The sequence below is a fragment of the Aromatoleum petrolei genome, assembly GCF_017894385.1.
GTDB lineage: Bacteria > Pseudomonadota > Gammaproteobacteria > Burkholderiales > Rhodocyclaceae > Aromatoleum > Aromatoleum petrolei.
This window is the reverse complement of record NZ_CP059560.1, coordinates 1312957-1339041: the sequence shown is the minus strand read 5'-3', so window position 1 is coordinate 1339041 and position 26085 is coordinate 1312957. Positions and strand designations below refer to the sequence as shown.

Here is a 26085-nt window from a genome sequence, read left to right as displayed (position 1 = left end):
TTGACCAAAAAAGCGGCGAAATATGGACCGCCCAGGCGGATTTGCAGCCGATTTCCTTTTAGTCCGACAGGCTCCTAGAATCCCGGCACCGCCCCTCGATCCCCATCGATGCCCCCCCGCCCGCGTTTCCACGTCGCTGTCCGCCTTGCCCTGGTCGCCGCCTGCATGCTGCTGGCGGGCGTCGCGACCTATCATTTCAGCGCCCGTGTCGGGCTGGCGGCCCTGCGTGCCGACACCCGCCACGACCTCGACCTGCTGGCAACTGCGGTCGATGGCTCGGTCACGCGCTACGAGCACCTGCCCAGCGCCGTCGCGCTGAGCAGCGAGGTGCTGCGCCTGCTGCGCGCCGGGGAGGGGGATCGGGGCACGCTGCAGCCCGCCGCGAACCATTACCTCGAACGCCTCAACAGCTTCTTCGGCGGCCTCGCGATCTTCGTCCTCGACACCGAGGGCACGGTGGTCGCCTCCAGCGACTGGATCTACTCCGACAACCTGCTCGGCCAGAACCAGAAGCTGCGCTCCTATTTCCAGGCCGCCGTGCGCGGCGCGCCGGACCGCTACTACGCGATCGACGAGACGCGCAACGAGGCCGGCTATTTCTTCGCCCATCCGATCCGCGACGAAGGGCAGGACTGGCGCGTCGTCGGCGTCGCGGTCGTGAAGATCGCCCTGACCGAACTCGAACGCCGCTGGATGCCGCGCAACGAGCCGGTGCTGATGGCCGACGCCAACGGCGTCGTGATCGTCGCGTCGGTACCGGATTGGAAATACACCGCGCTGCGCCCGCTGAGCGGCGAGGTCGCCGCCGAGATCGGCGCGACGCGCCGCTTCGCCGATCACGTGATCCGGCCCTTCCCGGTCGCGCTCGGCACGCCGGACACCGGCGAGACGACGCTCGTCGCCTTCCCCGAAGCGCCGACGCTCGCCGGCGAGCGCCGCCTGAAGGCGCGCGATTTCCTCGTCGAGACGCGCCAGTTGTCTGGAACGGGCTGGCAGCTCGTGACCTTCGCCGACCTGCGCGCGCGCCGCGCCGACGCGCTGACCGACGCCGCGCTCGGCGCCGCCGCGACGGGCTGCGTGCTGCTGCTCGGGCTCTTCCTGCAGCAGCGCCGGCGCACGCTCAAGAGCCGCGCCGAAGCCCAGGCCCTGCTGCAGAAGGCCAACGCCGAACTGGAGCAGAAGGTGGGCCTGCGCACCGCCGACCTCACCGCGGCGAACGAGCGCCTGCGCGCCGAGGTCACCGAACGCCAGCGCGCCGAACAGACGCTGCGCGCGGCGCAGGACGAGCTCGTGCAGGCGGCCAAGCTCGCCGTGCTGGGCCAACTCGCGACCGGCATCACGCACGAGCTCACCCAGCCGCTGGGCGCGCTGCGCACGCTCGGCGGCAACGCGATCGAGTTCATGCGCCGCGGCGACCAGGCGACGGCACAGGGGAATCTCGAAATCATGGCGACGCTGGTCGATCGCATGGGCGAGATCATCGACCCGCTGAAGACCTATGCGCGCAAGTCGCCCGCGCGCCCCGCATCCGTCGACGTCGCGCACGCGCTGCGCAGCGCACTCTTCCTCCTCGACCAGAAACTGCGCCGCGCCGGCGTCACGGTCGACAACCGCTGCGAGCCGGGCAGGGCGCTCGCGTGGTGCGACCAGAACCGCCTCGAGCAGGTGCTCGTGAACCTGATCGGCAACGCGGTCGATGCGATGGACGAAAGTCCCGTGCGCAAGCTGCGCCTCGAGGCGGAGGCCGCGCGGCCCGGGCGGCTCCTCGTGCGCGTGATCGACAGCGGCCCCGGCCTGTCGGATGATGCACTGGCGCACATCTTCGAACCCTTCTTCACGACCAAGCCGGCCGGCGTCGGCCTCGGGCTCGGCCTCGCGATCTCGCAGGACATCGTCCGCGATTTCGGCGGCGACCTGTCCGCAGCCAACCACCCCGACGGCGGCGCCGTCTTCACGCTCGACCTGCCGACGGCCGGAGAACACCACGCATGACTCCCCCTCTCGCGCCCCAAGCGATTCCGACCCCGGAGCTGAAGGTCCTCATCGTCGAGGACGACCCGAACGTACGCCTCGGCTGCGTGCAGGCGATGCAGCTCGCCGGCATCCCGGTCGAGGGCGTCGCCTCGGCCGAGGCCGGCCGGCGCGTCGTCGGCCCGGATTTTCCCGGCGTCGTCGTTACCGACATGCGCCTGCCCGGCATGGATGGCCTGCAGTTCCTGCGCGAACTCGTCGCGCAGGACGCCGCGCTGCCGATCATCATGATCACCGGCCACGGCGACGTGACGCTGGCCGTCGAGGCGATGCGCAGCGGCGCCTACGACTTCATCCCCAAGCCCTTCTCGCCCGAGCACCTCGTCGAGGTCGTGCGCCGCGCACTGGAAAAACGCGCGCTGACGATGGAAGTCGAGAGCCTGCGCCGCCGCCTGGATCACCGCGACGCGATCGAGGCGCGGCTGATCGGCCGCTCGCCGCAGATGGAGAAGGTGCGCCGCCTGCTGCTGGAGATTGCCGACACCAGCGTCGACGTCCTGATCGTCGGCGAGACCGGCTCCGGCAAGGAGATGGTGGCGCGCTGCCTGCACGACCTCAGCAGCCGCAGCAAGGCCAACTACGTCGCGCTCAACTGCGGCGGCCTGCCCGACAACCTCATCGACAGCGAGCTCTTCGGCCACGAGGCGGGCGCCTTCACCGGCGCGCAAAAGCGGCGTATCGGGAAGATCGAGCACGCCAACGGCGGCACGCTCTTCCTCGACGAGGTCGAGTCGATGCCGATGGCAGTGCAGATCAAGCTGCTGCGTGTGCTGCAGGAACGCATGGTCGAGCGCCTCGGCTCCAACGCCCTGATCCCGGTCGCGTGCCGCGTCGTCGCCGCGACCAAGGAAGACCTGCGCGAGCTCGCCGACCGCCAGAAATTCCGCGCCGACCTGTACTACCGCCTCAACGTCGCGCGCGTCGAACTGCCGCCGCTGCGCGAGCGCCGCGAAGACATCCCGCTGCTGCTCGAGCACTTCATGCTGCACGCAGCGCAACTGCACCAGCGCCCGATTCCCGAGGTCGCGCGCGACCAGATGCAGCAGCTGATGGCGCACGACTGGCCGGGCAACGTGCGCGAACTGCGCAACGCCGCCGAATGCCTGGTCCTCGGCCTGCGTCGCGACTTCGGCACGACGCCTTCGCCCGAAGCGCGCGGCGCGTCGTTGGCCGAGGCGGTGGAGAACTTCGAGCGCTCGCTGATCGCCGCCGAGCTGCGCCGCCAGAACGGCAACCTCGCCCGCAGCAGCGAGGCACTGCAGATCGCGAAGACCACGCTGCACGACAAGATCCGGAAATACGGCCTCGCGGGCTAGAATCGGCGGGTTTCCTTACCCCCGAGGACAAGCCCCATGACCATCCTGCGCGACAAGCTCTACATCGGCGGCCGCTGGGTTGCCCCGGCCGGCGCCGGCCTGATCGACGTGATCGACCCGAGCGATGCCTCGGTCTATGCCCGCATCCCCGAAGGCGCTGCTGCCGACGCGGAGGCCGCCATCGCCGCCGCACACGCGGCCTTCGATGCGTGGTCGCGCCTGCCTGCGGCCGAGCGTGCGGACTGCATCGAACGCGTGGCCGCCGGGCTGGAAGCACGCCGCGACGAGCTCGCCGCCGCGATCGCGCACGAGGTCGGCATGCCGCTGAAGATGGCGGGGCGCTTGCAGGTCGCCGGGCCCGTCGGCAGCTGGAAGCACTATGCGAAGCTCGCGCGCGAATTCCAGTGGGAAGAGCGCGTCGGCAATTCGCTGGTCGTGCGCGAGCCGATCGGCGTCGTCGGCGCGATCACACCGTGGAATTTCCCGCTCAACCAGATCTCGCTGAAGGTCGCACCGGCGCTCGCCGCGGGCTGCACGGTCGTGCTGAAGCCCTCCGAGGTCGCGCCGATCAACGCCTTCATCCTCGCCGACGTCATCGCAGAGGCAGGCCTGCCGGCGGGCGTGTTCAACCTCGTGACCGGCTACGGCCCGGTGGTCGGCGAAGTCCTCGCCTCCGACCCGCGCGTCGACATGGTGTCCTTTACCGGCTCTACGCGCGCCGGCCGCCGCGTCGCCGAACTCGCTGCGGTGACGGTGAAGAAGGTCGCGCTGGAACTCGGGGGAAAATCGGCCGCGGTGATCCTCGACGACGCCGACCTCGCAGCGGCGGTGAAGGGCACCGTGTCGAACTGCCTGCTGAACTCCGGCCAGACCTGCTCGGCGCACACGCGCATGCTAGTGCCGCGCGCGAAGCTCGCCCAGGCCGCCGACCTCGCCGCCGCGGCGGCCGCCGCGTTCAGGGTCGGGCCGGCGTTCGTCGAAGACAGCAAGCTCGGCCCGCTCGTCTCCGACGTGCAGCGCGAGCGCGTGGTTGGCTACATCCGCCGCGGCATCGCCGAAGGGGCGAAGCTCGTCGCCGGCGGCCCCGACGCCGCGCCGGCCGGCAGCGGCTTTTTCGTCGCGCCGACCGTGCTGGTCGTCGAGGACCGCAAGGCGACCGTCGCACAGGAGGAGATCTTCGGCCCGGTGCTGGTGATCCTGCCGCACGACGGCGACGAGGACGCGATCGCACTCGCGAACGATTCGATCTACGGCCTGGGTGGCGGCGTGTGGGCGGGCAGCGACGAGCATGCGCTGGCCGTCGCGCGGCGCATCCGCAGTGGCCAGATCGACATCAACGGCGCGCCGTGGAACCCGCGTGCGCCCTTCGGCGGCTATCGCCAGTCGGGGCTGGGGCGCGAGAACGGCGTCTACGGCCTGGAAGAGTTCCTCGAGTACAAGGCGATCCAGCTGCCGCAGAAGGCGTGAGTTACGCGGCCGCTGAAGGCCGGCGCCCTCAGTAGCCGCCGCGGCCCGGCGTCGGTGCGCGCCGGGCACGGAAGTCCGGCGTCAGGCCGATCGTCGTCGTCGCGTCGACCGCGCCGGCGGACGGCACCGCGAGCTGCCGCGCGGTCGCCAGCTCGCTGCCTTCGAGCTGGGGATGCCAGACCCGCAGTGTGTAGTTGCCGCCGGTCAGGGCCGCGAGCGTCGCATTGCCGTCGGCGCCCGTCTTTGCGAAGTGCGGGCTTTCCGAGACGTAGATGTAGCCGACCATCCAGTCGTGAATGTTGCAGCCGAGGATGACGACGCCGGGCTTGTCGAACAGCACGGGCGACGCCGGCGTTCCGCTGTATAGCGGCAGTTCGAACGTTTTCGCAGTCGAGAACGAATAGACGTGATGCCGGATATTGTCGTTGTTCGGGAAATGCACCCGCGTGCCCACCTGCACCGGCAGCACGTACGGGACGAATTCCTTGTTGCGCTGGTCTTCCTCCGCGACGCCCGGCGTGCCGCCGGCGCCCGGCGTGCCGCCCGCCGGGACTGCGACCACCACCGCATCGGCAACGGGCTTGCCGTTGCGATCGCGCACGCTGGCACGGATGTCCCCCGCCGCCGCGGGCGCTGCCTGCAGCGCGAGGGCGGACAGCGTCACGAAGCTGCAAAAGGCGTATCTCGCGACACCGCCGCGGCCTTGGGCAGGAATGCGGGAATGTGTCTTCATCGCCGATCAGAACCCGTAAAGGTAGGTCGCGCGGAACAGGTTTCCGCTGTAGTCGATGCCGCCGTCCGCGCGGCTGTCACGGTACTCGTAGCCGAGGCTGAACGAAGCCTGGCGGCTTAGCTCGCGGCTCAGGCCGATGCTGAAAACCCGTGTCCGCGCATGCATCGTGTATGCGTAGGTATCATCGCCGAACACCGGATCCGGCGCGATCGCACTCGAGGCGAGAAAGACCGGCAGGTTGCGCTGCGTCGTCGAGACGATGTCGCCACGATGCCAAGTGTAGCCGATCGACACGAGGTGGCGCGGGTCATACGCGAAATCCGCGCCGATGCCTGCGCTGCGGCTGCCCAGGTCGAAGACGTTGGCGCGGATGAAAGGCACGACGCGCTCGGGCACGTCGTCGGCTTCGCGCCGCTCGCTGCGCACGAAGGCCCGCAGCGCGAGGCGGTCCGACACGCGCTTGCTCGCCTCGGCTTCGGCCGCATACAGCCACCCGTCGCGCAGGCGGCTGTCGTATTCGAGCCGTGCCGCCGATCCCGTCAGCGCCAGCTGCGGCACGTAAGGGCCCAGTCCGAACTTGCGTCGGTAGCCCAGCGCGAGGCCGGCGTTGATGTTGTCGAGTCCGTCGTAATGACGGTACTTGGTGGCGACGAGGGTGCCCTTCAGCGACAGGCTGTCGTGGTCGCCCAGCTGGAAGCGCGGGCCGCCCGAGGTGGAGACGGCGAGCGCGAGGTCGCCCTTGATGTCCCGCCCCAGTTGCGCGCGTGTGAGGTTGTCGTCGTAGACGAGCTCGACCCCCAGATCGTCGAACGGTGCCGCCCACGCGTGGAGCGTGCTCAGGGCGAATGCAAGGCACGCCAGTCTCCCTCCGAGCTTCATGTCATGCCTCCTTTGCCGTCGTGCCATGCAGGGCCGCAGTGCGCGCCAGCCATTGTTCCAGCTGCGCCGCCGGCAGCGGGCTGCAGATTTGATAGCCCTGCAGGTGGTCGCAGCCCATGTCGTACAGCAATCGGCGCGCCTCGTCCGTCTCGACGCCCTCGGCTACCACGCTCAGCCCCATGTTGTGGGCGAGGTCGATCACCGAGCGCACGATCGTCATGTCGTCCGCATCGCGTGCCATATCCATCACGAAGTTCTTGTCGATCTTCAATTCGGCCACCGGCAGCCGCTTGAGCTGTGCAAGCGATGAATATCCCGTGCCGAAGTCGTCGATCGACAGCCTGAAACCCATTTCATGCAGCCGGGTCACCGTTTCGATCGCGCGCGCGGGATCGTCGACGATCGCGCGCTCGGTGATCTCCAGCAGGAACCACTGCGGCGAGGCACCATGGCCCGCGAGCAGTGCGGCGCAACGTTGTGGCAACTCGGGGTCAAGCAGGTCGCGCGCGGAAAGATTGATCGACACCTGCAGTGCGCGCCCGCTCGCGTGCCACTGCGCGCATTGCGCGAAGGCGCGAGCGGCCACCCATTGGGTGATCTCGCGGATGCAGCCGGTTTGCTCGGCAAAGGGGACAAACTGGTCGGGCGGGATGAAACCGCGCACCGGATGTTGCCAGCGCACCAGCGCCTCCACCCCGGTGATCGCTCCGCTGGCAAGATCGAGGCGGGGCTGGTAATGCAGCACGAGCTGGTTTTCCTCGATAGCCTGGCGCAGTTCGCCTGTCAGCGACAGCCGGTTGTGATTCTCCGCCTCTGCCTCGAAATTGACGTCGTAGATCGCACAGCCCGTGCGCGTGCGCTTCGCCATGTACATTGCCGCGTCGGCCCGGCTCATCAGCACGTTGGGGTCGTCGCCGTGCTCGGGGAAGGTGGCGATGCCGATGCTGCCGCCGACATCGAGTTGGCGGCCTTCGACCAATACCGGCGCCGCGAATGCCTGAAGTATCCTGCGCGCGGCCGCTTCGGCCATTGTGGCGCTCGAGGCGGGCAGCAGCACCGCGAACTCGTCGCCGCCAAGGCGGGCGGGTGTGTCGGACGCGCGCACGAGAACCGTCCGCAGGCGCTCCGCGACGACACACAGCAGGCGGTCGCCGACGTGGTGGCCGAGCGTGTCATTGACCTCCTTGAAGCGATTCAGGTCGATGAGCAGCACGCTGACCGGTTGGGTGAGCCGGCGAGCGAGGCCGAGCGCCTGCTGCAGGCGCTCGTTGAACAGCGCGCGGTTGGGAAGACCGGTCAATGCGTCCTGCAGGGCCATCGACTTGATCTGCAGCTCCCGCGCGGCAATCGCCAGCCGCATGCGGTTGAAGCTGGCCGCGAGTTCGCCGAGCTCGTCGGAGCGCGTCTCAGGCGGCCCCTGGTCGTATTCGCCGCGCTCCATGCGGCGTGCGAATTCGGCCAAGGCCGACACCGGCCGTGAGATGCTGCGCGCGATCAACAGGCTGCCGGCCACGGTCGCGCACAGGCTGAAGGCGGCGAGCGCGAGCAGAATCACGCGCAGCCCGTCGAAGCGCGCAATCGCGTCGCGCAGCGAACGTTGAAGGATGGCGACCACCGCGCCGTCATCCTCGCGGCCGAGGACCGAAGTGGCTAGCTGGAACTCGGCGCCGAGCAGGTCAGGCATGATTGCCGGCATCGCCGTTTCAGTCGGGGAGCCGAGCGCACCCAGCAGGGTGCGCGTCCCGGACGGTGACAGCGTCGTTGCCGCGATGTCCCAGCCGCGCCTCGGCACCCAGGTGGCAAAAGACACGTCGAGGCCGGTCAGCAGGCCGAGATCCTGCGCGAATTGCTTGTCCACGCTGAATGCCACCATCGCCCACGCGACCGGCACCGGCGCCAGCACGGGTACAACGACGAGCTGGAAGGGTGCATCGCCGATCAGCGCGATCGCGGACGCGGCACCCTTGCGCTCGGCGTCCTCGATCAGGCGCGGAAACGGAAACCGCAGCGGATCGTCGCGCCCGTCCTGCGCCGCGGTTTCGCCCAGCACACGTCGGTCGAGGCCGATAAGCATCATCTTTGCGGCGCCGATACGCGCGCCGTGGTTGGACAGTGCAGACACGATGGTCGCCTGGTCGCCGCTCATCATCGCCTGACGGAGGCCGAAATCCGACGTCAGCACGCTCGCCGCCGTCGTCAGCTGCTGGGTGCGATCCTCCATCACCCGCACGAAGATCCGCCGTCCGACGTCGACTTCCTTGCGCACCGACTCGCGCGCGTTCTCCGACACCGCCCAGTTCAGCGCAAGCAGGGTCACGAGCTGGATCGCGACCAGCAGCAATGCGACGAAGACGATGACCTGATGCGCGACGAAGCGCGTCATGCTCACTCGGCTGGCGAACAGCCCGCGAACGGCTTGCCGCGCCGAGCAGAGCAGGGCACCAAGGCGCTGGAGGATGCACCGGGACGAGGGGCAGGGCAGGTGAGCAGCCATGATTCAGCCGCCCCCGCCGTTCAGGGGCGCTGGCGCGCAATGCGGCGCGCCTGGTTCGGCGACGGCGTTCGATGACATGTGCTGACGCTCGTCCTGGGGCGGGTGGCGCCGCCGATGAAAGCCGAAGGAATGGGTGCGGGCGTCTCCGGCACTTCAGCAACCGCGAAGGGACCACACCCGCCTCTCCCGTGCGCTCGGGAGTGCTCGTCGAGTTACCGATTCTTACGAGAAGGATACGGCAGGTCGTTGACTCGCATCAATGCAACTCGTTGCGCGCTCGTGCGTTTCTGCCGCCAGCTTTTTCGGCGATTCCCGCGATGCAAGGCAGGACCTCGGGTGACGGCTAGATCCAGCCCAAGGCCCCCACCGCCGCGCCGACGACGATCATCCAGATCGGCGCCATCCGCGTCTTCAGGGTCACGGCCATGGTTGCGGCGATCAGCGCGAACGCGCCGAGCCGATGCTCCGGCGCCGCAATGAAAGGCAGGCTCAGCAGCCAGCCCGTCGCGAACACCAGGCCCACCGACACGGGAGCCAGCCCCGCCGTGAAGGCGCGCACCGCAGGCGTGTTGCGGCGCTGCGCACCCCAGCGGCTCGCGCCCAGCGACAGCAGCGTCGACGGCAGCAGGATGCCGAAGAGCGCGGCGGCCGCTCCGAACACGCCGGCGACCTGGAAGCCCAGTACCGGTACGAACAGCACGTTCGGTCCGGGCGCTGCCTGGGCCAGCGCGATTGCCGTGGTGAATTCGGCATCGTCGAGCCAGCCGCGTTCAGCGACGAGGAAGCGGTGCATCTCGGGCGCCGTCGACATCGCACCGCCGATCGACAGCAGCGACAGCGTCAGGAAGCGCAGGAAGAGGTCGAAGAGATCGGCCAGTGGCAGGCTGCTCATCATCGGCCTCCTTTCCTGCGTCCAATGCACCAGCGCGCGATACCCCAGCCCGCCGTACCCAAGCCGATCACCACCCACGCGAGCGGCGCCCTGAATACGGTCACCGCGATCAAAGTCGTCAGGCCGAGTAGCGCGCACAGCACCGGCCCGAGCGGATTCTTGCGCAGCGTGCCCAGCATCTTCAGCGCCATTGCGAGGATGAGCCCCGCCGCGACGGCTCCCATCCCGCGCAGGGCGCCTGCGACCGGCGGGAAGCTCGCAAGCTGGTTGTAACTTGCGGCCAGCACGATCACCAGCACCAGCGGCGCGAACAGCATCCCGCTGATCGCTGCGAACGCGCCGCGCCAGCCAAAAAAGCGGTCGCCCAGCATGAGCGACAGATTGACGACGTTGGGGCCGGGCAGCAGTTGTGCGACGGAGTAGGCATCGACGAATTCCTCCCGCGTCATCCAGCGGCGGCGGTCGACGAGCTCGCGCTGCGCGACGGCGAGCACCCCGCCGAAGCCCTGCAGCGCAAGCATGGTGAAGGCGATGAACAGATGCAGCGGCGAGCGCGGGCGGGGGTGGTCTGGCGCAGCGGATGTCACGGGTGTTTGTTCTTGCTGTGGTCGCCGGCCGGAGATCGGCCGTGTTCGAACGCGAGAGCTTAGCGCAAAGGGCGCGGCCGGCGTCGCCTGCAGGCGGAGAGTTTCGCGGGCTTGGCATAAAGGGTTCTTATCCTCTCATCGAAGCTGTTGACAAGCGCTGGCCATCGACGGCATAGTTTGTCCGGACAAACGGACATACGTACAAACAGGGTGCGAACAACGATGCAGGCACAGATGGGTACCGTCGAGGATCGGGGGAACGCAGCGGGCGCGGTGAGCCTGCAGTTGCGGTCCGATGCGAGCGCAGCGCTGCTGGCAGGCCGGGGCTTCGCGATCCCTGCGGCCGACCGCGTCGATGTGCTGGCCGTGGCCGATGAGCTGGCCGCGGTGGTCGACCGCGAGATCGCATCGCTCGCGCCGGGATACGCCCCGGAACCGTTTGTCGACGCCCTGCAGCGGCTCGCACGTCCGCCGCTCGCCGTAGGGCGCGGCCTGGCGGAGGCGCCGGCGAACCCGTCCGCGATCCATAGCGAAGACGTAGTGCGCGGGCATCTCGCCCGCATCGACATGGCGGCGCCCGGGAGGCTGGCGTGGCGCGAGATCGACGCCGACGCGGCACTGCAGCGTGCCCGCCTGCTCGACGATGAGCGTGCGCGGGGGCAAGTCCGCGGCCCCTTGCATGGCGTCGTCGTCGGCCTGAAGGACATGTTCGACCGCAGTGGCCGTGTCGCAGGCTGGGGTTCGCCGCTGCGCGAAGGAGCTGCTCCCGCGGCGGTCGATGCGACGGTGGTGGCGCGTCTGGAGCAAGCCGGCGCGGTCATCCTCGGCTCCCAGCACATGGCCGAGTTCGCGATGTCGCCGACGGGTTTCAATGCGACCTGGGGGCCGGGGCGCAATCCGTGGAACGTCGAGCACGTGTCGGGCGGCAGTTCCAGCGGCGCCGGCATGACAGTGGGGGCCGGACACGTCGCGCTGGCGCTCGGTTCGGATACCGGCGGCTCGGTGCGCCTTCCCGCCGCCCTGTGCGGCGTGACCGGGCTGAAGCCGACGCAGCACCGTATCAGCGTGGCCGGCGTGATGCCGCTGGCGCCGAGTCTCGACTGTGTCGGGCCGCTTGCGCGCTCGGCGGAACTGTGCGCCCACGCCTACGCGGCGCTGGCAGGTGCCGATGCGGCCGATCCGACCTGTTTCGCCGTGCCGGTCACCTCGCCGATTCTCGACGTGCCCGCCGAGAGCCTCAGCGTCGCCGTGCCCCGCTTCGAGGCGGGCACGCTCCTGTCGCGCGACATGCTCGCGGCGCTTGAACAGGCGGCGCGCAGCCTGGCCGATGCGGGCGTACGCATCGTGCCGGTGGATCTGCCCGACCTCGACCTGCCCGGTCGGCTCGCGTCTGTGCTGCTGGCAACCGAATCCGCCGCGATGCACCGGCGATGGCTCAAGGACCAGCCCGAGCGCTACGGGCGCCAGGTCCGACGGCGCCTGTCGCGTGGCCTGCTGACCGCGAGCGTCGACTACTACGACGCGCTGCGCCTGCGCGCGCCGCTGATGCGCCGCTTCGTCGAGCGCGCGCTCGACGGCGTCGATGCGCTGCTGCTTCCGGTGACGCCGGACGTCGCGCCGCGCGTCGTCGATACGGTCGGCGACGACGAGCGCCGGCTGGAGGCGGAGTTCTCGAAGCTGTCGTTCTGGACGCGCGGGATCAACTACTTCGGTGTGCCCGCGCTGGCCGTGCCGGCCGGATTCGGTGCACGCGGGCTGCCGCTCGGCATCCAGTTCGTCGGTCTGCCGCTCGGCGAGGATCGCGTCCTCGCGCTCGGACACTGCTTCCAGCGCCACACGCACTGGCACCACTGCACGCCCGAAAACGATCGCCAGGCAATCAAACCCGCTCGCTGAAAACACCGACAACAGGGCAGTCCACCCACCAAGGAGAAAACATGAAGATCGCACCGAAGCGCTTCGCTCGCTGGTCGCTGACGCTCGCCGCCGCCTGGATGACGCACGCCGGCGCCGCCGAAATGATCATCACCAGCGAAGTGCCGATCACGACCAACCCCAGCACCTACATCGAGCAGTTCATCGCCGAGGTCGGCAAGCGCACCAACGGCGCGATCCAGGGGAAATACTTTCCCGCCTCCCAGCTCTACAACGACCGCGACGCCCTTGCCGCGCTGGGGACGGGGGGCGTGCATATGGTCTGGCCAGTGTCGAGCCGCCTCGAGTTGATGGACCCGCGCCTGGGCGCGATCAGCCTTCCGTTCATGCTGGGAACGCGCGAGATGACCAACCGCTGCTTCGCCGACGGTTTCACGCGCCAGGTGTCGGGCTACATCGAGCCGCGCGGTGTCAAGGTGCTGGGCTTCCTGCGCACGGCCGAGCTGCTGTTCATCATGAAGAGCCGCGATGTGCAGCGCGTCGACGACCTGAAAGGGCAGAAGGTCCGCGTCGTGGGCGGCAAGGTCATGCTCGATGCGATGCAATCGATCCACGCCAGTCCGGTGTCGATGGCCGCCTCGGAGATGTCCGCGGCGCTGGCGCAGGGAGCGATCGACGGGGCGATGACCTCCCCGGCGGGCTGGGTGGATGTGCTCGGCAGCACCGCGAAATTTGCGATGCTCGCCCCGGGCATGGCGCTGGCGACGTCGGCGGTCGCCGTCGACAAGGCGTGGTTCGACGGCCTTCCCGAAGCCCAGCGCAAGGTCATCCAGGCCGTGCTCGACGAAATCATCGCCCGCCAGTGGAAAGAGACCGTCGTCAAGGACGAGCAGTTGGTGAAGCAGATGGTCGATCAGGGTGGCACCTACCGCGTGCTCCCCGCGGCCGAGACGGACCGGCTCAAGGAGCGCTTCCTCGCGGCCGGCCAGGGTTTCCGCGACAAGCATCCCGAGGTGATCAAGCAGGTCGAGGATCTGCGCAAGACCTGCCTGTGAGCAGCGCTGCGCGCCCCTGCCAACGGGCCGGCAGTGGTCGGCCATCCAATACATCTATATGAGGAGATAAGCATGACCGTAAGACAGATCGGCGAACAACGCTACCGTGGCCAGATCGGCCGTTACTTCGAGGATTTCGAGGTGGGCGACGTGTATGAGCATCGCCCCGGCCGCACGCTGACCGACAACGACAACATCCAGTTCTCGCTGCTGACGATGAACTACCACCCGATGCACTGCGACGCCGCGTTCGCCGAGAAGAGCGAGTTCGGCAAGCTGCTCATGAACAGCGGCCTGACGCTCGCCGTGGTGCTCGGCATGACTGTGCCGGACGTCAGCGGCAAGGCGATCGCCAACCTCGGCTGGAAGGAGATCAAGCTGCTGGCGCCGGTGTTCTCCGGCGACACGATCTACGCCGAATCCGAGGTGCTGGAGAAGCGCGAATCGAAGTCCCGTCCGACGCAGGGCATCGTCACCGTGCGCACCCTGGGCAAGAAGGCCGACGGCACCGTGTTCATGGAGTTCGTGCGCAGCGCGCTGATCCAGAAGCGCGAAGGCAGCAAGGATGCCGAGGCCGGCTATTGAACCAGTTCAGCAGCGGCGTCGCGATGGCGGCCCTGCGCCGCAACGACACAAAGCGGGCGGCGAACGTCGCCCCGACATTCAACAGAGGAGACCTTCCGTGATGACATTCAAGCGTCTTGCCGCGACTGCGATCGCTTCCCTGTGCGTGATGGCGCACGCGGGCGGCGCGTCGTCGGCCGATCTGGTCCTTCCCAGCGAGGTCGCCGCGACCCATTGGAAGACCAAGTACATGAACCAGTTCGCCGAGGGCGTCGCCAAGCGCACCAACGGCGCGCTCAATGTGAAGGTCTTCCCCGCGGGCCAGCTCTACAACGACCAGGACGCGCTCGCCGCCCTCGGTACCGGTGCGGTGCATATGGTGTGGCCGGTGGCGGTGCGGGTCGAATCGATCGAGCCGCGCACCGGCATCCTGAACCTGCCGTTCGCGGTCAGCGACGAGATGATGACCAACCAGTGCTTCTCCGAAGGGTTGACGACGCTGATGTCGTCCTACGTCGAGCCGCGCAACCTGAAAATCCTCGGCTTCCTGCGCACGGCGGACCTGTTCTTCGTGTTCCGCAACCGCGACGTGCAGAAGATGGAGGATCTGAAGGGCGCAAAGATCCGCGTGACCGGCGGCAAGGTGTTCCAGGAAACGATGAAGAGCCTCAACACGAGCCCGGTGTCGATGGCTGCCTCCGAGATGAGCACCGCGCTCGCGCAGGGCGCGATCGACGGCGTGTATACCTCGCCCGCCGGCTGGGCGGAGATGATCGGCATGACCGGCAAGTATGCCTGGCACGTACCGGGATTCTCACTGACGACTTACGCGATCGTCGTCGACAAGGGCTGGATCGATGGCCTGCCCGAGGCGCAGCGCAAGGCGATTGCAGACACCATCAAGGAGATCGCGCCGCGCCAGTGGAAGGAGGTCGCCGCCGAGGACAAGGTGTTGATCGACAAGATGGTCGCGCAGGGCGCCGTATTCCGCACCGCGACGCCCGACGAGACGAAGCGCTGGCGTGCGCTGGCCAAGAGCAACGAGAAGGTGTTCTCCGACAAGTATCCGGAGGCGATGCAGAAGCTTGGTGAACTCGAGAAGCGGTGCGGCTATGGCAATTGAGGCGGCAGCCATGAAACATGAGCCCATCCCGGCGCCCACGACGACTGCCCCGCAGGGGTGCATCGCGGAGCTGCGCCGAAGCTGGTGGCGATGGTTCGAATCCGGGCCGCTGCTGACCTTCGCGACGCTGCTGTTCCTCGCCTCCACCGCGATCATGCTGATCGAAGGCGGCAGCCGCTCGCTGTTCGACGAGAGCTACTTCTGGGCCGAAGAGTCCGTGCGCTACCTGATGGTATGGGCTTTCTTCCTGACGCTCGGCGCAGCGGGCACCGCGGGCAATCACATCCGCACGGAACTCCTCGTCGATCACATGCCGCCCGGCATCCGCAAGGCCATGCACGTCGTCGCGAGCCTGGTCGGCATTGGCTTCGGCGCGGGGCTCTTCTACGCGTCGCTGCCGCAGATCCAGCGCTACTACACGATGGGCATGATGACCGAGTCAAACCTGGATCTGCCGGTGTGGATCCTGTTCCTCGCGATGCCCCTCGGCGCGCTGCTGCTGCTCGGCTACTACGTCCGCTGCCTCGTCCGTGCCCTGCGCGGCGAGGATCCCTACGCATCCTCGCACGGCCCGACCGGCTCCGAGCTCTAGGAGACATCATGCTCATTGCAACTTCCCTCGTGCTGATGCTGGTGCTGCTCGCCCTCGGCACGCATGTCGCCGTCGCGCTGGGGCTGGTCAGCACCGGCCTGATCCTGATGCTCGACGGTGTGCCCACCACCGTCATCGCGCAGACGGCCTTCAAGTCGGTGAACAGCTACCCGTTGATGGCGATCCCGATGTTCGTGCTCGCCGGCAACCTGATGATGCGCGGCAACATCGCGAGCCTGATGATCGACCTCGTCGGCAGCCTCGTGCGTGCCGTCAAGGGCGGACTCGCGCTGACGGTGATGATCGCCAGCGTGTTCTTCGCGGCGGTGTCGGGCTCCAGCGTCGGCTCGGCGGCGGCGATCGGCGCCTCGACGGTCGATGGCCTCAAGCGCGAGAAGTACCCGGCGCGTTTCTCGGCCGGCATCGTCGCGGTCGGCGGCACCCTCGGCCTGATGATCCCGCCCTCGCTCGGCTTCATCCTGATCGGCTCCATTGTCGGTCTGCCGGTGGACAAGCTGTTCATCGCCGGCGTGCTGCCGGGCCTGATGGAAGCGACCCTGCTGATGATCGCGGTGGTGTTCATCTCGCGGCGCAACAACTTCGGCGCCAGCGCGCAGAAGCCGGACTGGAACGGCTTCTCGCGCCGCCTGCCGGGTGCGGGCGCGGCGCTGATGATGCCGGTGCTGATCCTCGGCGCGATCTACACGGGCTACCTGACCCCGACCGAAGTGTCCGCCTTCGCCGCGGCCTACGCGGTGCTGCTGTGCGTGCTGATCTACCGCAGCGTCACGCTCGGCGGCGTGTGGCAGGTCGCGAAGGACTCGCTGCTGCAGACCACGATGATCTTCGCGGTCGTCATGGGCGGCAGCCTGATCGGTTTCGTGCTGGCGCGCATGGGCGTTTCGGCGCAGCTCGTCGCCGCGATCACCGCGATGGACATGAGCCCGTGGCAGTTCCTGCTGCTCGCGAACGTCGTGCTGCTGGTCCTGGGCATGTTCCTCGACGGCGTCGCGATGATCGTGCTGACCGCGCCGCTGCTGTTCCCGGTCGCCACCGCGCTGGGCATCAACCCGATCCACTTCGCCGTGATCATGGTCGCCAACGTCGAGATCGCGACGCTGACCCCGCCGATCGGCCTGAACCTTTTTGTCATGAGCGGCATCGCCAAGCTGCCCGTGCATGAAGTCGCCCGCGGCGTGCTGCCCTTCTACGGTGTGCGCCTCGTGGGCCTGATGCTCGTCTCCTACATCCCGCAGATCTCGCTGTTCCTTGTCGATTGAGGAAGAACCCCTGATGAATTCCCCCAAGACCACCCCCGACGCGCTGATCGCGCCCGTCCTTGCCCAGTTCGCCGCCGACCTCGACTGCGACGCGATCCCCGCCGAGGTGCGCGAACGCGCCAAGTACCTCATCCTCGACGCCGTCGGCATCGCCCATGCCTCGACGCGTTACGACTTCGCCCACCGCTCGCTGTCCGCGGTGTCCGAGCTCGGCCGCGGCGACGCCGACGTGATCGGCCTCTCGGCCAAGCTCACGCTGCGCGACGCGGTGCTGATGAACGGCATCCTCGTGCACGGCCTCGACTACGACGACACCCACGCCCGTGGCGTCATCCACGCCACCGCGAGCTGCTTCCCGACGGCGCTGGGCGTCGCGGCGCAGGCGGGGCTCACGGGCCGCGAACTCCTCGCCGCCTATATCGTCGGCATGGAAGTCGCGACCCGCCTGGGCTCCGTTGCGAAGGGCGGCTTCCACCAGACCGGTTTCCATCCGACCGGCCTCATCGGCACTTTCGCCTGCGCGCTGATCGCCGGGCGCCTGCACGGCTTGAATGCCCAACAGCTCGCGATGGCGCAGGGCATCGCGCTCTCTGTCGCCTCCGGCAGCCTCGAGTTCCTGCAGGACGGCGCCTGGACCAAGCGCATGCACCCGGGCTGGGCCGGGGTTGCCGGCATCACCGCGGCGACGCTCGCGAAGCACGGCTTCATCGGCCCGAAGGCCGCTTACGAAGGGCGTTTCGGCCTCTTCAACAGCCACCTCGGTCCGCTCGCCGAGAATTGCGACTATGCGCTCGCAACCGAAGGTCTGGGCGAGACCTGGGAGGTCGCCCAGGTCGCGATCAAGCCGCTGCCGGCCTGCCACTTCACGCACTCGTGCGCCGACTCGGCGATGGCGATCGCCCGTGAGCACAAGTTCCGCCCCGAGGACATCGAGAAGGTGAGGGCGCTGATTCCCGCCGAGGTCGTCAAGACCGTGTGCGAGCCGGTCGCCAACAAGCAGAAGCCGCAGAACAGCTACGACGCCCAGTTCAGCATCCCCTACGCGGTCGCCTCCGGCCTCGTGCGCGGGCGTTTCGGCCTCGGCGAACTCGAGGATGCCGCCCTTGCCGAACCGGACGTGCTGGCAGTCGCGGGCAAGGTCGCCTACGAGGTCGACCCCAACTCCGCCTTCCCGAAGTACTACTCGGGCGAAGTCATCGTCACGTTGCGCGACGGCCGCGAATTCACGCACCGCGAGCATATCAATCGCGGTGCCGCCGACCGGCCCATCACCAACGACGAGATCGTCGACAAGTACATGGAAAACGCCTGCCTTGCCGTTTCGCCGCAGCGCGCGCGCCAGATCCGCGACACCGTGCTCGCCCTCGACGACATGCCCGCCGGTGCCTTCTCCGACGCGCTCGCCGCCCAAGCCTGACCCCCCACCCGGACAGAGAGACCACAACATGAACATGAGCATCGACCTCGAACAGGAACAACTGATCCTCGACTCGCTCGACCGCTTCCTCGAGACCGAAGTGAAGCAGCACGTCCATCAGCTCGAGCACGACGACATCTACCCGGCCGAGATCGTCGAGAAGATGAAGGCGCTGGGCCTCTTCGGCTGCATCATCGACGCCGAATACGGCGGCCTGGGGCTTTCCACCTCGACCTACGCCAAGATCGTTGCGCGCATCTCCGAAACCTGGATGTCGCTGTCGGGCATCATCAACTCGCACCTCATCATGTCCGCCGCGGTGCAGCGCCATGGCACGCCGGAGCAGAAAGCCTACTACCTGCCTAAATTCGCCACCGGCGAGCTGCGCGGCGGCATCGGCCTCACCGAGCCCGACGCCGGCACCGACCTGCAGGCGATCCGCACGGTCGCCAGACGCGACGGCGACCACTACGTCGTCAATGGCACCAAGACCTGGATCACCAACAGCATGTACGGCAACACCATCGCGCTGCTGGTGAAGACCGACCCGGAGGCCCAGCCCCGGCACAAGGGCATGAGCCTGCTGATCGCCGAGAAGGGCCCCGGCTTCCAGGTTGCGCGCAAGCTCGAGAAGCTCGGCTACCGCGGCATCGACACCTGCGAGCTGGTGTTTGAGGACTACCGCGTGCCCGTCGATCGCCTCATCGGCGGTGTCGAGGGCGTCGGCCTCAAGCAGGTGCTCTCCGGGTTGGAACTCGGCCGCATCAACGTTGCCGCGCGCGGCGTCGGCGTCGCCAGCGCCGCCCTGAAGGAAGCCACCACCTATTCGCAGGTGCGCAAGACCTTCGGCAAGCCGATCTGCGAGCACCAGGCCATCCAGCTCATGCTCGGCGAGATGGCCACCCGCGTCGAAGCTTCGCGCCTGCTGGTCGAATCGGCCGCCAAGGCCTACGACGAAGGCCGCCGCTGCGACATGGAAGCCGGCATGGCGAAGTACTTCGCGACCGAATCGGCCCTGACCAATGCGATGGACGCGATGCGCATCCACGGCGGCTACGGCTACTCGAAGGAGTACAACATCGAGCGCCTGTACCGTGACGCGCCGCTCCTGACCATCGGCGAAGGCACCAACGAACTGCAGCGCATCATCATCGCCAAGCAACTCATCGAGAGGAACCCGGCATGAGTCTCCCCCTTGCTGGCGTGCGCATCATCGCCGTCGAACAATACGGCGCGGGTCCCTTCGGCACGCAACATCTGGCGGACCTCGGCGCCGAGGTCATCAAGGTCGAAAACCCGGGCGAGGGCGGCGACGTCGGCCGCAGCGTCGGCCCCTACTTCTTCGGCAAGGGTGACAGCCACTTCCACCAGTCCTTCAACCGCAACAAGAAGAGCATCACGCTCGACCTGAAGAAGCCCGAAGGGCAGGAAGTCCTGCACGAACTGGTGAAGACCGCCGATGCCGTGTTCGACAACCTGCGTGGCGACATCCCCGCCAAGCTCGGCCTCACCTACGAGCAGCTGAAGGAGTACAACCCGAAGATCGTCTGCGGCCACCTCTCCGCCTACGGGCGCAGCGGCGAGCGCGCGAAGTGGCCCGGCTACGACTACCTGATGCAGGCCGAGGCCGGCTACCTCTCCGTCACCGGCGAACCCGACGGCCCGCCGGCGCGCTTCGGCATCTCCATCATCGACATGATGACCGGCACGATGTCCGCGCTCGGCCTCGTCTCCGCGATCGTCGGCGCCCGCGCGAGCGGGGTGGGGCGCGATGTCGACGTCAGCCTCTTCGACGTCGCCATGCACAACCTCAGCTACCTCGCCACGTGGTACCTCAACGAAGGCGTCGTCACCGGCCGCGCGCCGCGCTCGTCCCACCCGTCGCTCACGCCGAGCCAGCTCTACCGCACGCAGGACGGCTGGATCTTCATCATGTGCAACAAGGAGAAATTCTTCGGCGTGCTGTGCGAGCGGATCGGCCGGCCGGAATGGGCGACCGACGCACGCTTCGAGAACTTCGCCGCGCGCCTCGCGCATCGCGAAGAACTCACCGAGATGCTCGACGGCGTGCTGATGACGGCGACGACCGCCGAGTGGATGCAGCGCTTCGGCGGCAGTGTGCCCGCGGCACCGGTCAACGACATCGCCCAGGCGCTCGACAACCCCTTCGCCCGCGAGCAGGGCCTCGTCGTCGACGTCCCGCACCCCGCTCGCGGCACGATCCAAACCGTCGCCTGCCCGATCCGCTGCCCCGGCGACGAGCTGCCCAGGCGTCCCGCACCGCAGCTCGGGGCGGATACACTCGCCGTCTTGCGCAGCATACGGGACGACAGCGAATGGATCGCGAACTTGAGCAGGAACCAGGTGATATGAACCACCACCCCCCGCAGCTGCTGGCTTCCGGCCAGCCACGCTACCTCGTGCTCGCGCAGTCGCTGATGGATGACATCGTCTCCGGCCGCTATCCGCTCGACAGCCTGCTGCCGACCGAGGTCGAACTGTGCCAGCAGTTCAACGTCAGCCGGCACACCGTGCGCGAAGCGATCCGGCGCCTGAGCGACCTCGGCCTCATCAGCCGGCAGCCGGGGGTGGGCACGCGCGTCAAGGCGACCCAGGTCGCCTCGCGCTACACGCAGTCGAGCGACGGCATCGAGGACCTGTACAAGTTCGTGCGCGACGTGCGCCTCGAAGTGTCCGGTCACGGCGACGTGATCGCCGACGAAGAACTCGCCGAACTGCTCGAATGCAAGCGCGGGCAGGCATGGCTGCATGTCGAGGGCCTGCGCTACGTTGCCGACGAGACGGTGCCGATCGCGCGCACCGACGTCTATATCGCGCGCGCCTACCGTGGCATCGTCGACGATCTCGGCGACGAGCAGGTGCCGATCTACGCACTGATCGAGAAGCGCTACGGGCTGCGCGTCGTCGAGGTGCGCCAGCAGGTGCGTGCGGTCAATATCGGCGCCCCGGATGCCGCGCGGCTGCACGTCGAGCCCGGCTCGGCCGGTCTGCAGGTGGTGCGCAAGTATTTTGCGCCCAACGACGAACTGCTCGAAGTCGGCGTCAGCCTCCATCCGGGCGAGCGCTTCAGCTACTCGTCCACCCAGCGCCTCGAACTCCAGAACGGAGGCAAGGGGCGGTGAAGGCCGTCGTCATCCCGCTCGCGGCAACCCTTGCCGTGCAGGCGCTCGTCTCCATGGCTGCGCTCACCGCGCCTGTCCTTGCTCCCGAGGCCGGCGCCGAGCTCGGCATCCCTGCCACGCTGGTCGGCGTGTTCGTCGCGCTGATCTACGTCGGTGCGATGCTCTCCAGCCTCGCGAGCGGCAACCTAGTCGTGCGCTACGGCGCGATCCGCGTCAGTCAGGTGTGTCTCGTTCTGTGCGGTGCCGGCGTCGGGCTGGCGGCGATCGGATCTCCCGGACTCATGGCCGTCAGCGCGCTGCTGATCGGCCTCGGCTACGGCCCCGTGACGCCCGCGAGCTCTCACATCCTCGCGCGCACGACCCCCGCCCACCTGATGGGCTTCATGTTCTCCCTCAAGCAGACCGGTGTGCCACTCGGCGGCGCGCTCGCCGGCGCGCTGGTGCCTGGCTTCGCGATGCTGTGGGGCTGGCAGGGCGCGGCGCTCGCCGTCGCGGCCGCTTGCGTGCTGATGGCCGTCCTGGCGCAGCCCACGCGCGCCGGCTTCGACGCAGACCGCGATCCGGCGCGGCGCCTCTCGCTCGCCGGCGTGTTCAAGCCCCTCGCGCTGGTGTTCGCCTATCCGCGCATCCGCGACCTTGCGATCTGCACCTTCTTCTTCGGCGCGATGCAACTGTGCCTGACGACCTACCTCGTCACCTATCTCACCAGCGTCTACGGCATGCCCCTCGTCACCGCCGGCCTCGTCCTCGCGCTCACCCAGGGTGCGGGCGTCGGCGGGCGCCTGATGTGGGGCCTCGTCGCCGATCGCTGGATCACGCCACGTCGCCTGCTGAGCCTCCTCGCGCTCGCAATGGCCGCCGCGTCCCTGCTGACGGCTGCATTCGATCCCGACTGGCCGTTTGTCGCCGTGATGGCGGTGAGCATGCTCTTCGGCGCCACCGCGATCGGCTGGAACGGCGTCTACCTCGCCGAAGTGGCGCGTCTCGCGCCCGCCGGCCAGGCCGGCGTGCTCACCGGCGGCACGCTGTTCTTCACCTATTTCGGCGTCGTCGCCGGCCCGCCCGCTTTCGCCGCGCTGGTTGGCGCCACCGGCTCCTTTGCTGTTGGCTACGCCGCAATTGGCTGCGTGATCCTTGTCATCGGCCTATTGCTGGTGCTGACACACGCCCGACGCCCGGCCGAATGCACCGAGGCCGCGTGATTTCCGCCCGGCCCGCGACCCCCGACCTCATACAACGACAAGGAGACGAGCGCATGTCCCCCCGAACCTACCTCTTCGTCCCCGGCGACCGCCCCGAGCGCTTCGACAAGGCCTGCGCCGCCGGCGCCGACGCCGTCATCCTCGACCTCGAGGACGCCGTGACGCCGGAGCGCAAGGCGATCGCCCGCGACGCGGTGCGGAGCTGGCTCGCGGCCGGCGGACGCGCCTGCGTGCGCCTGAACGGCACCGACACCGACTGGTTCGACGGCGACTGCGCGCTCCTCGACCAGCCCGGCCTCGTCGGTGTCGTCCTGCCCAAGGCCGAGCGCGCCGAGCAACTCGCTCGCCTTGCTACCCGCCTGCGTCCGGGCGTGCGCATCGTCCCCATCGTCGAAACCGCGCTGGGCCTGTGGAATGCCCTGGAACTGGCGAGCGCTCCCGGCGTCGAGCGCCTCGCCTTCGGCTCGGTCGACTTCCAACTCGACTCCGGCATCCTCGGCGACGGCGAAGAACTCCTCTACGCGCGCTCGCGCCTCGTCCTCGCCTCCGCCATCGCCCGCATCGACGCGCCGGTCGATGGCGTCACTGTCGCCATCAACGATATCGACCAACTTCAGGCCGACACACGCCGCGCGCGCCTGCTCGGCTTCGGCGCCAAACTGTGCATCCACCCCAAGCAGGTCGTTCCGGTCAACGAAGGCTTCATGCCCGCCGAGGCCGAAGTCGTCCACGCCCGCGCGATCATGGCTGCCGTGGACGCGGCCGCGGGTATCGGTGCGATCAACCTCGACGGCAAGCTCATCGACCGTCCGGTGATCGAACGGGCTCGCAAGATCCTCGAGCGGGTGGCGGCATGAGCGCCGCGCTCGCCGATACTCCCAAGCTCGTCGCCGACGAGTTCACTCTCCTCTCGCACATGCTGCCGCTGGCCGGCGCGCGCGTGCTCGACCTCGGCTGCGGCAAGGCCGAGATGAGCTGGCGCATGGTCGACGAGGGAAGCGCGGTCCTCGTCGTGGCGGTAGAAGCAGACGGCATCCAGCACGAGGCAAACCTCAGCTCCGCACCCGTCGCGGGTCTGTGTTTCGAACGCGGCGGCGCAGAAGCCATCGCCCATCCGGACGACAGCTTCGACCTCGTCACGATGTTCAAGTCGCTCCACCATGTCCCGGTTGCGCTCATGGACCGCGCGCTCGCCGAGATCTGCCGCGTGCTGCGACCCGGTGGCGAACTCTACGTTTCGGAGCCCGTGTTCGCCGGCGAATTGAACGAAGTCATCCGGCTCTTCCACGACGAGGAAGAAGTGCGCGCCGCAGCCATCGCCGCGATGCAGCGCGCCGTGACGGCAGGCCTCTTCGTGCAAGTCGAGGAGCGACACTTCGCTGCCCCGGTCGTCTTCCGCGACTTCGCCGACTTCGAGGCGCGCATGATGCACGTCACGCATTCCCAGTTCGATCTCGATGCGGCCCGTGTCGACCGCGTGCGCCGTCGCTTCATGCGGTCGGCGGGTCCGGACGGCGCGCGCTTCGAACGCCCGATGCGCATCAACCGCCTGCGGCGCGCCGGCTGACGCGGCCGGCAAGTGTCAATTCGGCGACCACACTTCTCCCCCTCTCCCGGATGGTCGCCGAACCTTCCCCGGCCGTCCCGATAAAACGTCGACGGCCGGGATATTTTTTTCGATTCCAGAGTCAACTCGTTTGCCGGTGCCGTGGGGCCAAGGTTGCATGTCGCGCACGTCGCAGTCGCGAACGCAGCCGGGAACATGCAGAAGCGGCATGGTCCGCCTGCCGAAGCGGTTCTCCCCACGCGGCTCCGGCGACCGTCTTCCGCGGTCCGGCCGAATCAGGCGCCATCGTTCCGCACCAGAAATTTCCGCGATGACTCGCGCACCACCTGCTTCCGCGTCCAGTCTGCGCGTCCCGGCGTCGAAACCGCTCGTGCGCGCAGGAGTTGCCTTGGCCCTTTCGTGGGCTGCTGCGCTCGCAGCACAGACGCCTGGCGTGGAGGCGAGCGTTGACGCCGACGGCGTACAGCGCGTGACCATCGTCGGCGGCAGCTATTTCTTCAAGCCCGCGCGGGTGACCGCCAAGGCCGGTCAGCCACTGGACCTGACCGTCAGCATGGAAGAGGGGATCGTCCCTCATCGCTTCGTGCTCGAGGATCCTGGCGGCAAGCCGGTCGCCGACATCGAGCTCGCCACGGCGCCCAAGACCTTGCGGCTCGTGCTTGCGCCGGGCGACTATCCCTTCACCTGCCCGAACCGTCTGCTCATGTTCAAGAGCCACCGCGAGCGTGGCATGTCCGGAATGCTCGAGATCCGCGAGTAAATCACGCATCGAAGCGGAAACCCGTCTTTGGTCGCGTCCTCTAATTATGGTGGGAAGAACAGATCCGAAAGACGAGCCTGGAGCCCCCTGTCATGCGTACCGTCCTACCGTTGGTTCTCGCCGCCTTGCTCGCGTCCTGCGCCACGCCCGCCGAGCGTGCCGCACAGGTCGAGCGCGAAGTCGACCAGATGATCACCGTCTACGGCCCGGCTTGCGAAAAACTCGGCTACAAGGCCGACACCGACCAGTGGCGTGACTGCATCCTGCGGCTCAACGCGCAGGAGCGCTACGAGCGCTACAGCCGGATGCCGACCTCGACCAGCTGCGTCGGGCATCGCGGCTTCTTCCACTGCACCACGTTCTGAAGCGCTCACGCGCGAGTCCTGCGTGCCCGCTTGCATGGAGATGATCGCCGCCATCCGCTCCTCGCGCGGGGAGGGGCGCTTGCACCGAGGGGCCGGCACGTGCGTTGGCTGATGCTCGCCCTTGCCCTGGCCGCCGCCGGGTCCCCCGCGGCGGACCTGCTGCACGACGCGCAGGCACGCTTCCGCGCACTCGAAAGCTACCGCGTCACGCTGCGCTCCCTCGCTGCCGACGGCCAGCGGCAGGTGATCGTCTACGCCTACCGCAAACCCGGCTGGATACGTATGGACTTCGTCGAACCTCATCACGGCGCCGTCATCATCTACGATCCCGCCACCCGCCGCGTACACCTATGGCCATTCGGCAAGGACCATTTTCCGAACCTCAACCTCGCCCCCGACAATCCGCTCATCCGCAGCGCCGGAGGCCACAGCGTCGATCACTCGGACGTCGGTGCGCTGCTCGCGAAGCTCATCGAATTGCGTGCCCAAGGCACCATGACGGACCCCATCGATGCCGTCATCGCGGACCGCGCCGGGCGTCATGTCGAAATCACCGGTACCTCGGCCGCCAAGGTTGACGGCGTGCATCGCTACCGTATCTGGTTCGAGCAGGGCTCCCTATTCCCGCTCAAAGTCCAAAGCTACGATACGGCACTCGAACTCATCGAAACCGTGGACATGAGCGATGCCGAACTCGACCCGGTCTTCCCCGAGCATTTCTTCACCCCCTGAACGGGAGGGAG

24 protein-coding genes are annotated in these 26085 nt (G+C 68.0%); 19 read left to right on the top strand and 5 right to left on the bottom strand.

The genetic code is table 11. The annotated features are described in order from the left end of the window. Positions 1–108: 108 nt before the first annotated feature. From ToN1_RS06060 to ToN1_RS06050, 3 genes are read left to right on the top strand one after another with little or no spacing between them, the layout of a single operon-like run. Positions 109–1992, top strand: a complete 1884-nt coding sequence (locus tag ToN1_RS06060; protein ID WP_244860981.1) for a sensor histidine kinase — start codon at positions 109–111, stop codon at positions 1990–1992. Then, complete coding sequence (locus tag ToN1_RS06055; protein ID WP_169208333.1) at positions 1989–3347, top strand: sigma-54-dependent transcriptional regulator; 1359 nt, start codon at positions 1989–1991, stop codon at positions 3345–3347. The genes ToN1_RS06060 and ToN1_RS06055 overlap by 4 nt, the downstream gene beginning before the upstream one ends. Positions 3348–3383: 36 nt before the next feature. Beyond that, entirely contained in the window at positions 3384–4814 is a 1431-nt protein-coding gene (locus ToN1_RS06050) for an aldehyde dehydrogenase family protein (RefSeq protein ID WP_169208334.1), read from the top strand. Positions 4815–4842: 28 nt separating this feature from the next. Here ToN1_RS06050 and ToN1_RS06045 read toward each other — a convergent pair whose 3' ends face one another. From ToN1_RS06045 to ToN1_RS06025, 5 genes are all read right to left on the bottom strand, one after another. Then, the gene (locus ToN1_RS06045) at positions 4843–5547 is read right to left on the bottom strand and encodes a methylamine utilization protein (protein ID WP_169208335.1); all 705 of its coding nucleotides are present in this window, start codon (positions 5545–5547) and stop codon (positions 4843–4845) included. A gap of 6 nt (positions 5548–5553) precedes the next feature. Then, the gene (locus ToN1_RS06040) at positions 5554–6426 is read right to left on the bottom strand and encodes a hypothetical protein (RefSeq protein WP_169208336.1); all 873 of its coding nucleotides are present in this window, start codon (positions 6424–6426) and stop codon (positions 5554–5556) included. 1 nt (position 6427) lies between these two features. Further along, positions 6428–8809, bottom strand: a complete 2382-nt coding sequence (locus tag ToN1_RS06035) for a bifunctional diguanylate cyclase/phosphodiesterase (RefSeq protein ID WP_169208337.1) — start codon at positions 8807–8809, stop codon at positions 6428–6430. Positions 8810–9263: 454 nt separating this feature from the next. Then, positions 9264–9812 (bottom strand): chromate transporter, encoded by a 549-nt coding sequence (locus ToN1_RS06030; RefSeq protein WP_169208338.1) that lies wholly within the window; start codon positions 9810–9812, stop codon positions 9264–9266. Continuing rightward, entirely contained in the window at positions 9812–10333 is a 522-nt protein-coding gene (locus tag ToN1_RS06025) for a chromate transporter (protein ID WP_248281610.1), read from the bottom strand. Before ToN1_RS06025 ends, ToN1_RS06030 begins: the two co-directional genes overlap by 1 nt. A 288-nt stretch (positions 10334–10621) precedes the next feature. Here ToN1_RS06025 and ToN1_RS06020 point away from each other — a divergent pair, with 288 nt between their 5' ends. From ToN1_RS06020 to ToN1_RS05945, 16 genes are all read left to right on the top strand, one after another. After that, positions 10622–12295 carry an amidase gene (locus ToN1_RS06020; protein ID WP_169208340.1) on the top strand — a complete coding sequence of 558 codons (1674 nt, stop codon included), beginning with the start codon at positions 10622–10624 and terminating at the stop codon, positions 12293–12295. A gap of 41 nt (positions 12296–12336) precedes the next feature. Next, entirely contained in the window at positions 12337–13329 is a 993-nt protein-coding gene (dctP, locus tag ToN1_RS06015; protein WP_169208341.1) for a TRAP transporter substrate-binding protein DctP, read from the top strand. Between the two features lie 72 nt (positions 13330–13401). After that, a complete protein-coding gene (locus ToN1_RS06010) occupies positions 13402–13914 on the top strand; it encodes a MaoC family dehydratase (protein WP_169208342.1) in 513 nt (170 codons plus the stop codon). A 100-nt stretch (positions 13915–14014) separates the two neighbouring features. After that, positions 14015–15016, top strand: a complete 1002-nt coding sequence (gene dctP / locus ToN1_RS06005) for a TRAP transporter substrate-binding protein DctP (protein ID WP_169208343.1) — start codon at positions 14015–14017, stop codon at positions 15014–15016. A 10-nt stretch (positions 15017–15026) separates the two neighbouring features. Next, a complete protein-coding gene (locus ToN1_RS06000) occupies positions 15027–15608 on the top strand; it encodes a TRAP transporter small permease (RefSeq protein ID WP_169208344.1) in 582 nt (193 codons plus the stop codon). Positions 15609–15616: 8 nt separating this feature from the next. After that, positions 15617–16888, top strand: coding sequence for a TRAP transporter large permease (locus ToN1_RS05995; RefSeq protein ID WP_169208345.1), 1272 nt, complete (start codon positions 15617–15619; stop codon positions 16886–16888). 13 nt (positions 16889–16901) lie between these two features. After that, a complete protein-coding gene (locus tag ToN1_RS05990; protein WP_169208346.1) occupies positions 16902–18305 on the top strand; it encodes an MmgE/PrpD family protein in 1404 nt (467 codons plus the stop codon). A 28-nt stretch (positions 18306–18333) separates the two neighbouring features. After that, on the top strand, positions 18334–19491 hold the full coding sequence (locus ToN1_RS05985; RefSeq protein ID WP_169208347.1) for an acyl-CoA dehydrogenase family protein: 1158 nt from the start codon (positions 18334–18336) through the stop codon (positions 19489–19491). Then, a complete protein-coding gene (locus ToN1_RS05980; RefSeq protein WP_169208348.1) occupies positions 19488–20678 on the top strand; it encodes a CaiB/BaiF CoA transferase family protein in 1191 nt (396 codons plus the stop codon). Before ToN1_RS05985 ends, ToN1_RS05980 begins: the two co-directional genes overlap by 4 nt. After that, entirely contained in the window at positions 20675–21448 is a 774-nt protein-coding gene (locus ToN1_RS05975; RefSeq protein ID WP_169208349.1) for a GntR family transcriptional regulator, read from the top strand. Before ToN1_RS05980 ends, ToN1_RS05975 begins: the two co-directional genes overlap by 4 nt. Beyond that, entirely contained in the window at positions 21445–22650 is a 1206-nt protein-coding gene (locus tag ToN1_RS05970) for an MFS transporter (protein ID WP_210148038.1), read from the top strand. The genes ToN1_RS05975 and ToN1_RS05970 overlap by 4 nt, the downstream gene beginning before the upstream one ends. A gap of 53 nt (positions 22651–22703) precedes the next feature. Next, on the top strand, positions 22704–23507 hold the full coding sequence (locus tag ToN1_RS05965; RefSeq protein WP_169208350.1) for an HpcH/HpaI aldolase/citrate lyase family protein: 804 nt from the start codon (positions 22704–22706) through the stop codon (positions 23505–23507). Beyond that, complete coding sequence (locus ToN1_RS05960; RefSeq protein ID WP_169208351.1) at positions 23504–24217, top strand: class I SAM-dependent methyltransferase; 714 nt, start codon at positions 23504–23506, stop codon at positions 24215–24217. The genes ToN1_RS05965 and ToN1_RS05960 overlap by 4 nt, the downstream gene beginning before the upstream one ends. Positions 24218–24605: 388 nt before the next feature. Then, the gene (locus ToN1_RS05955; protein WP_244860979.1) at positions 24606–24977 is read left to right on the top strand and encodes a cupredoxin domain-containing protein; all 372 of its coding nucleotides are present in this window, start codon (positions 24606–24608) and stop codon (positions 24975–24977) included. Positions 24978–25069: 92 nt separating this feature from the next. After that, a complete protein-coding gene (locus tag ToN1_RS05950; protein ID WP_169208353.1) occupies positions 25070–25342 on the top strand; it encodes a hypothetical protein in 273 nt (90 codons plus the stop codon). 111 nt (positions 25343–25453) lie between these two features. After that, positions 25454–26074 (top strand): LolA family protein, encoded by a 621-nt coding sequence (locus ToN1_RS05945; protein WP_169208354.1) that lies wholly within the window; start codon positions 25454–25456, stop codon positions 26072–26074. Positions 26075–26085 lie beyond the last annotated feature (11 nt).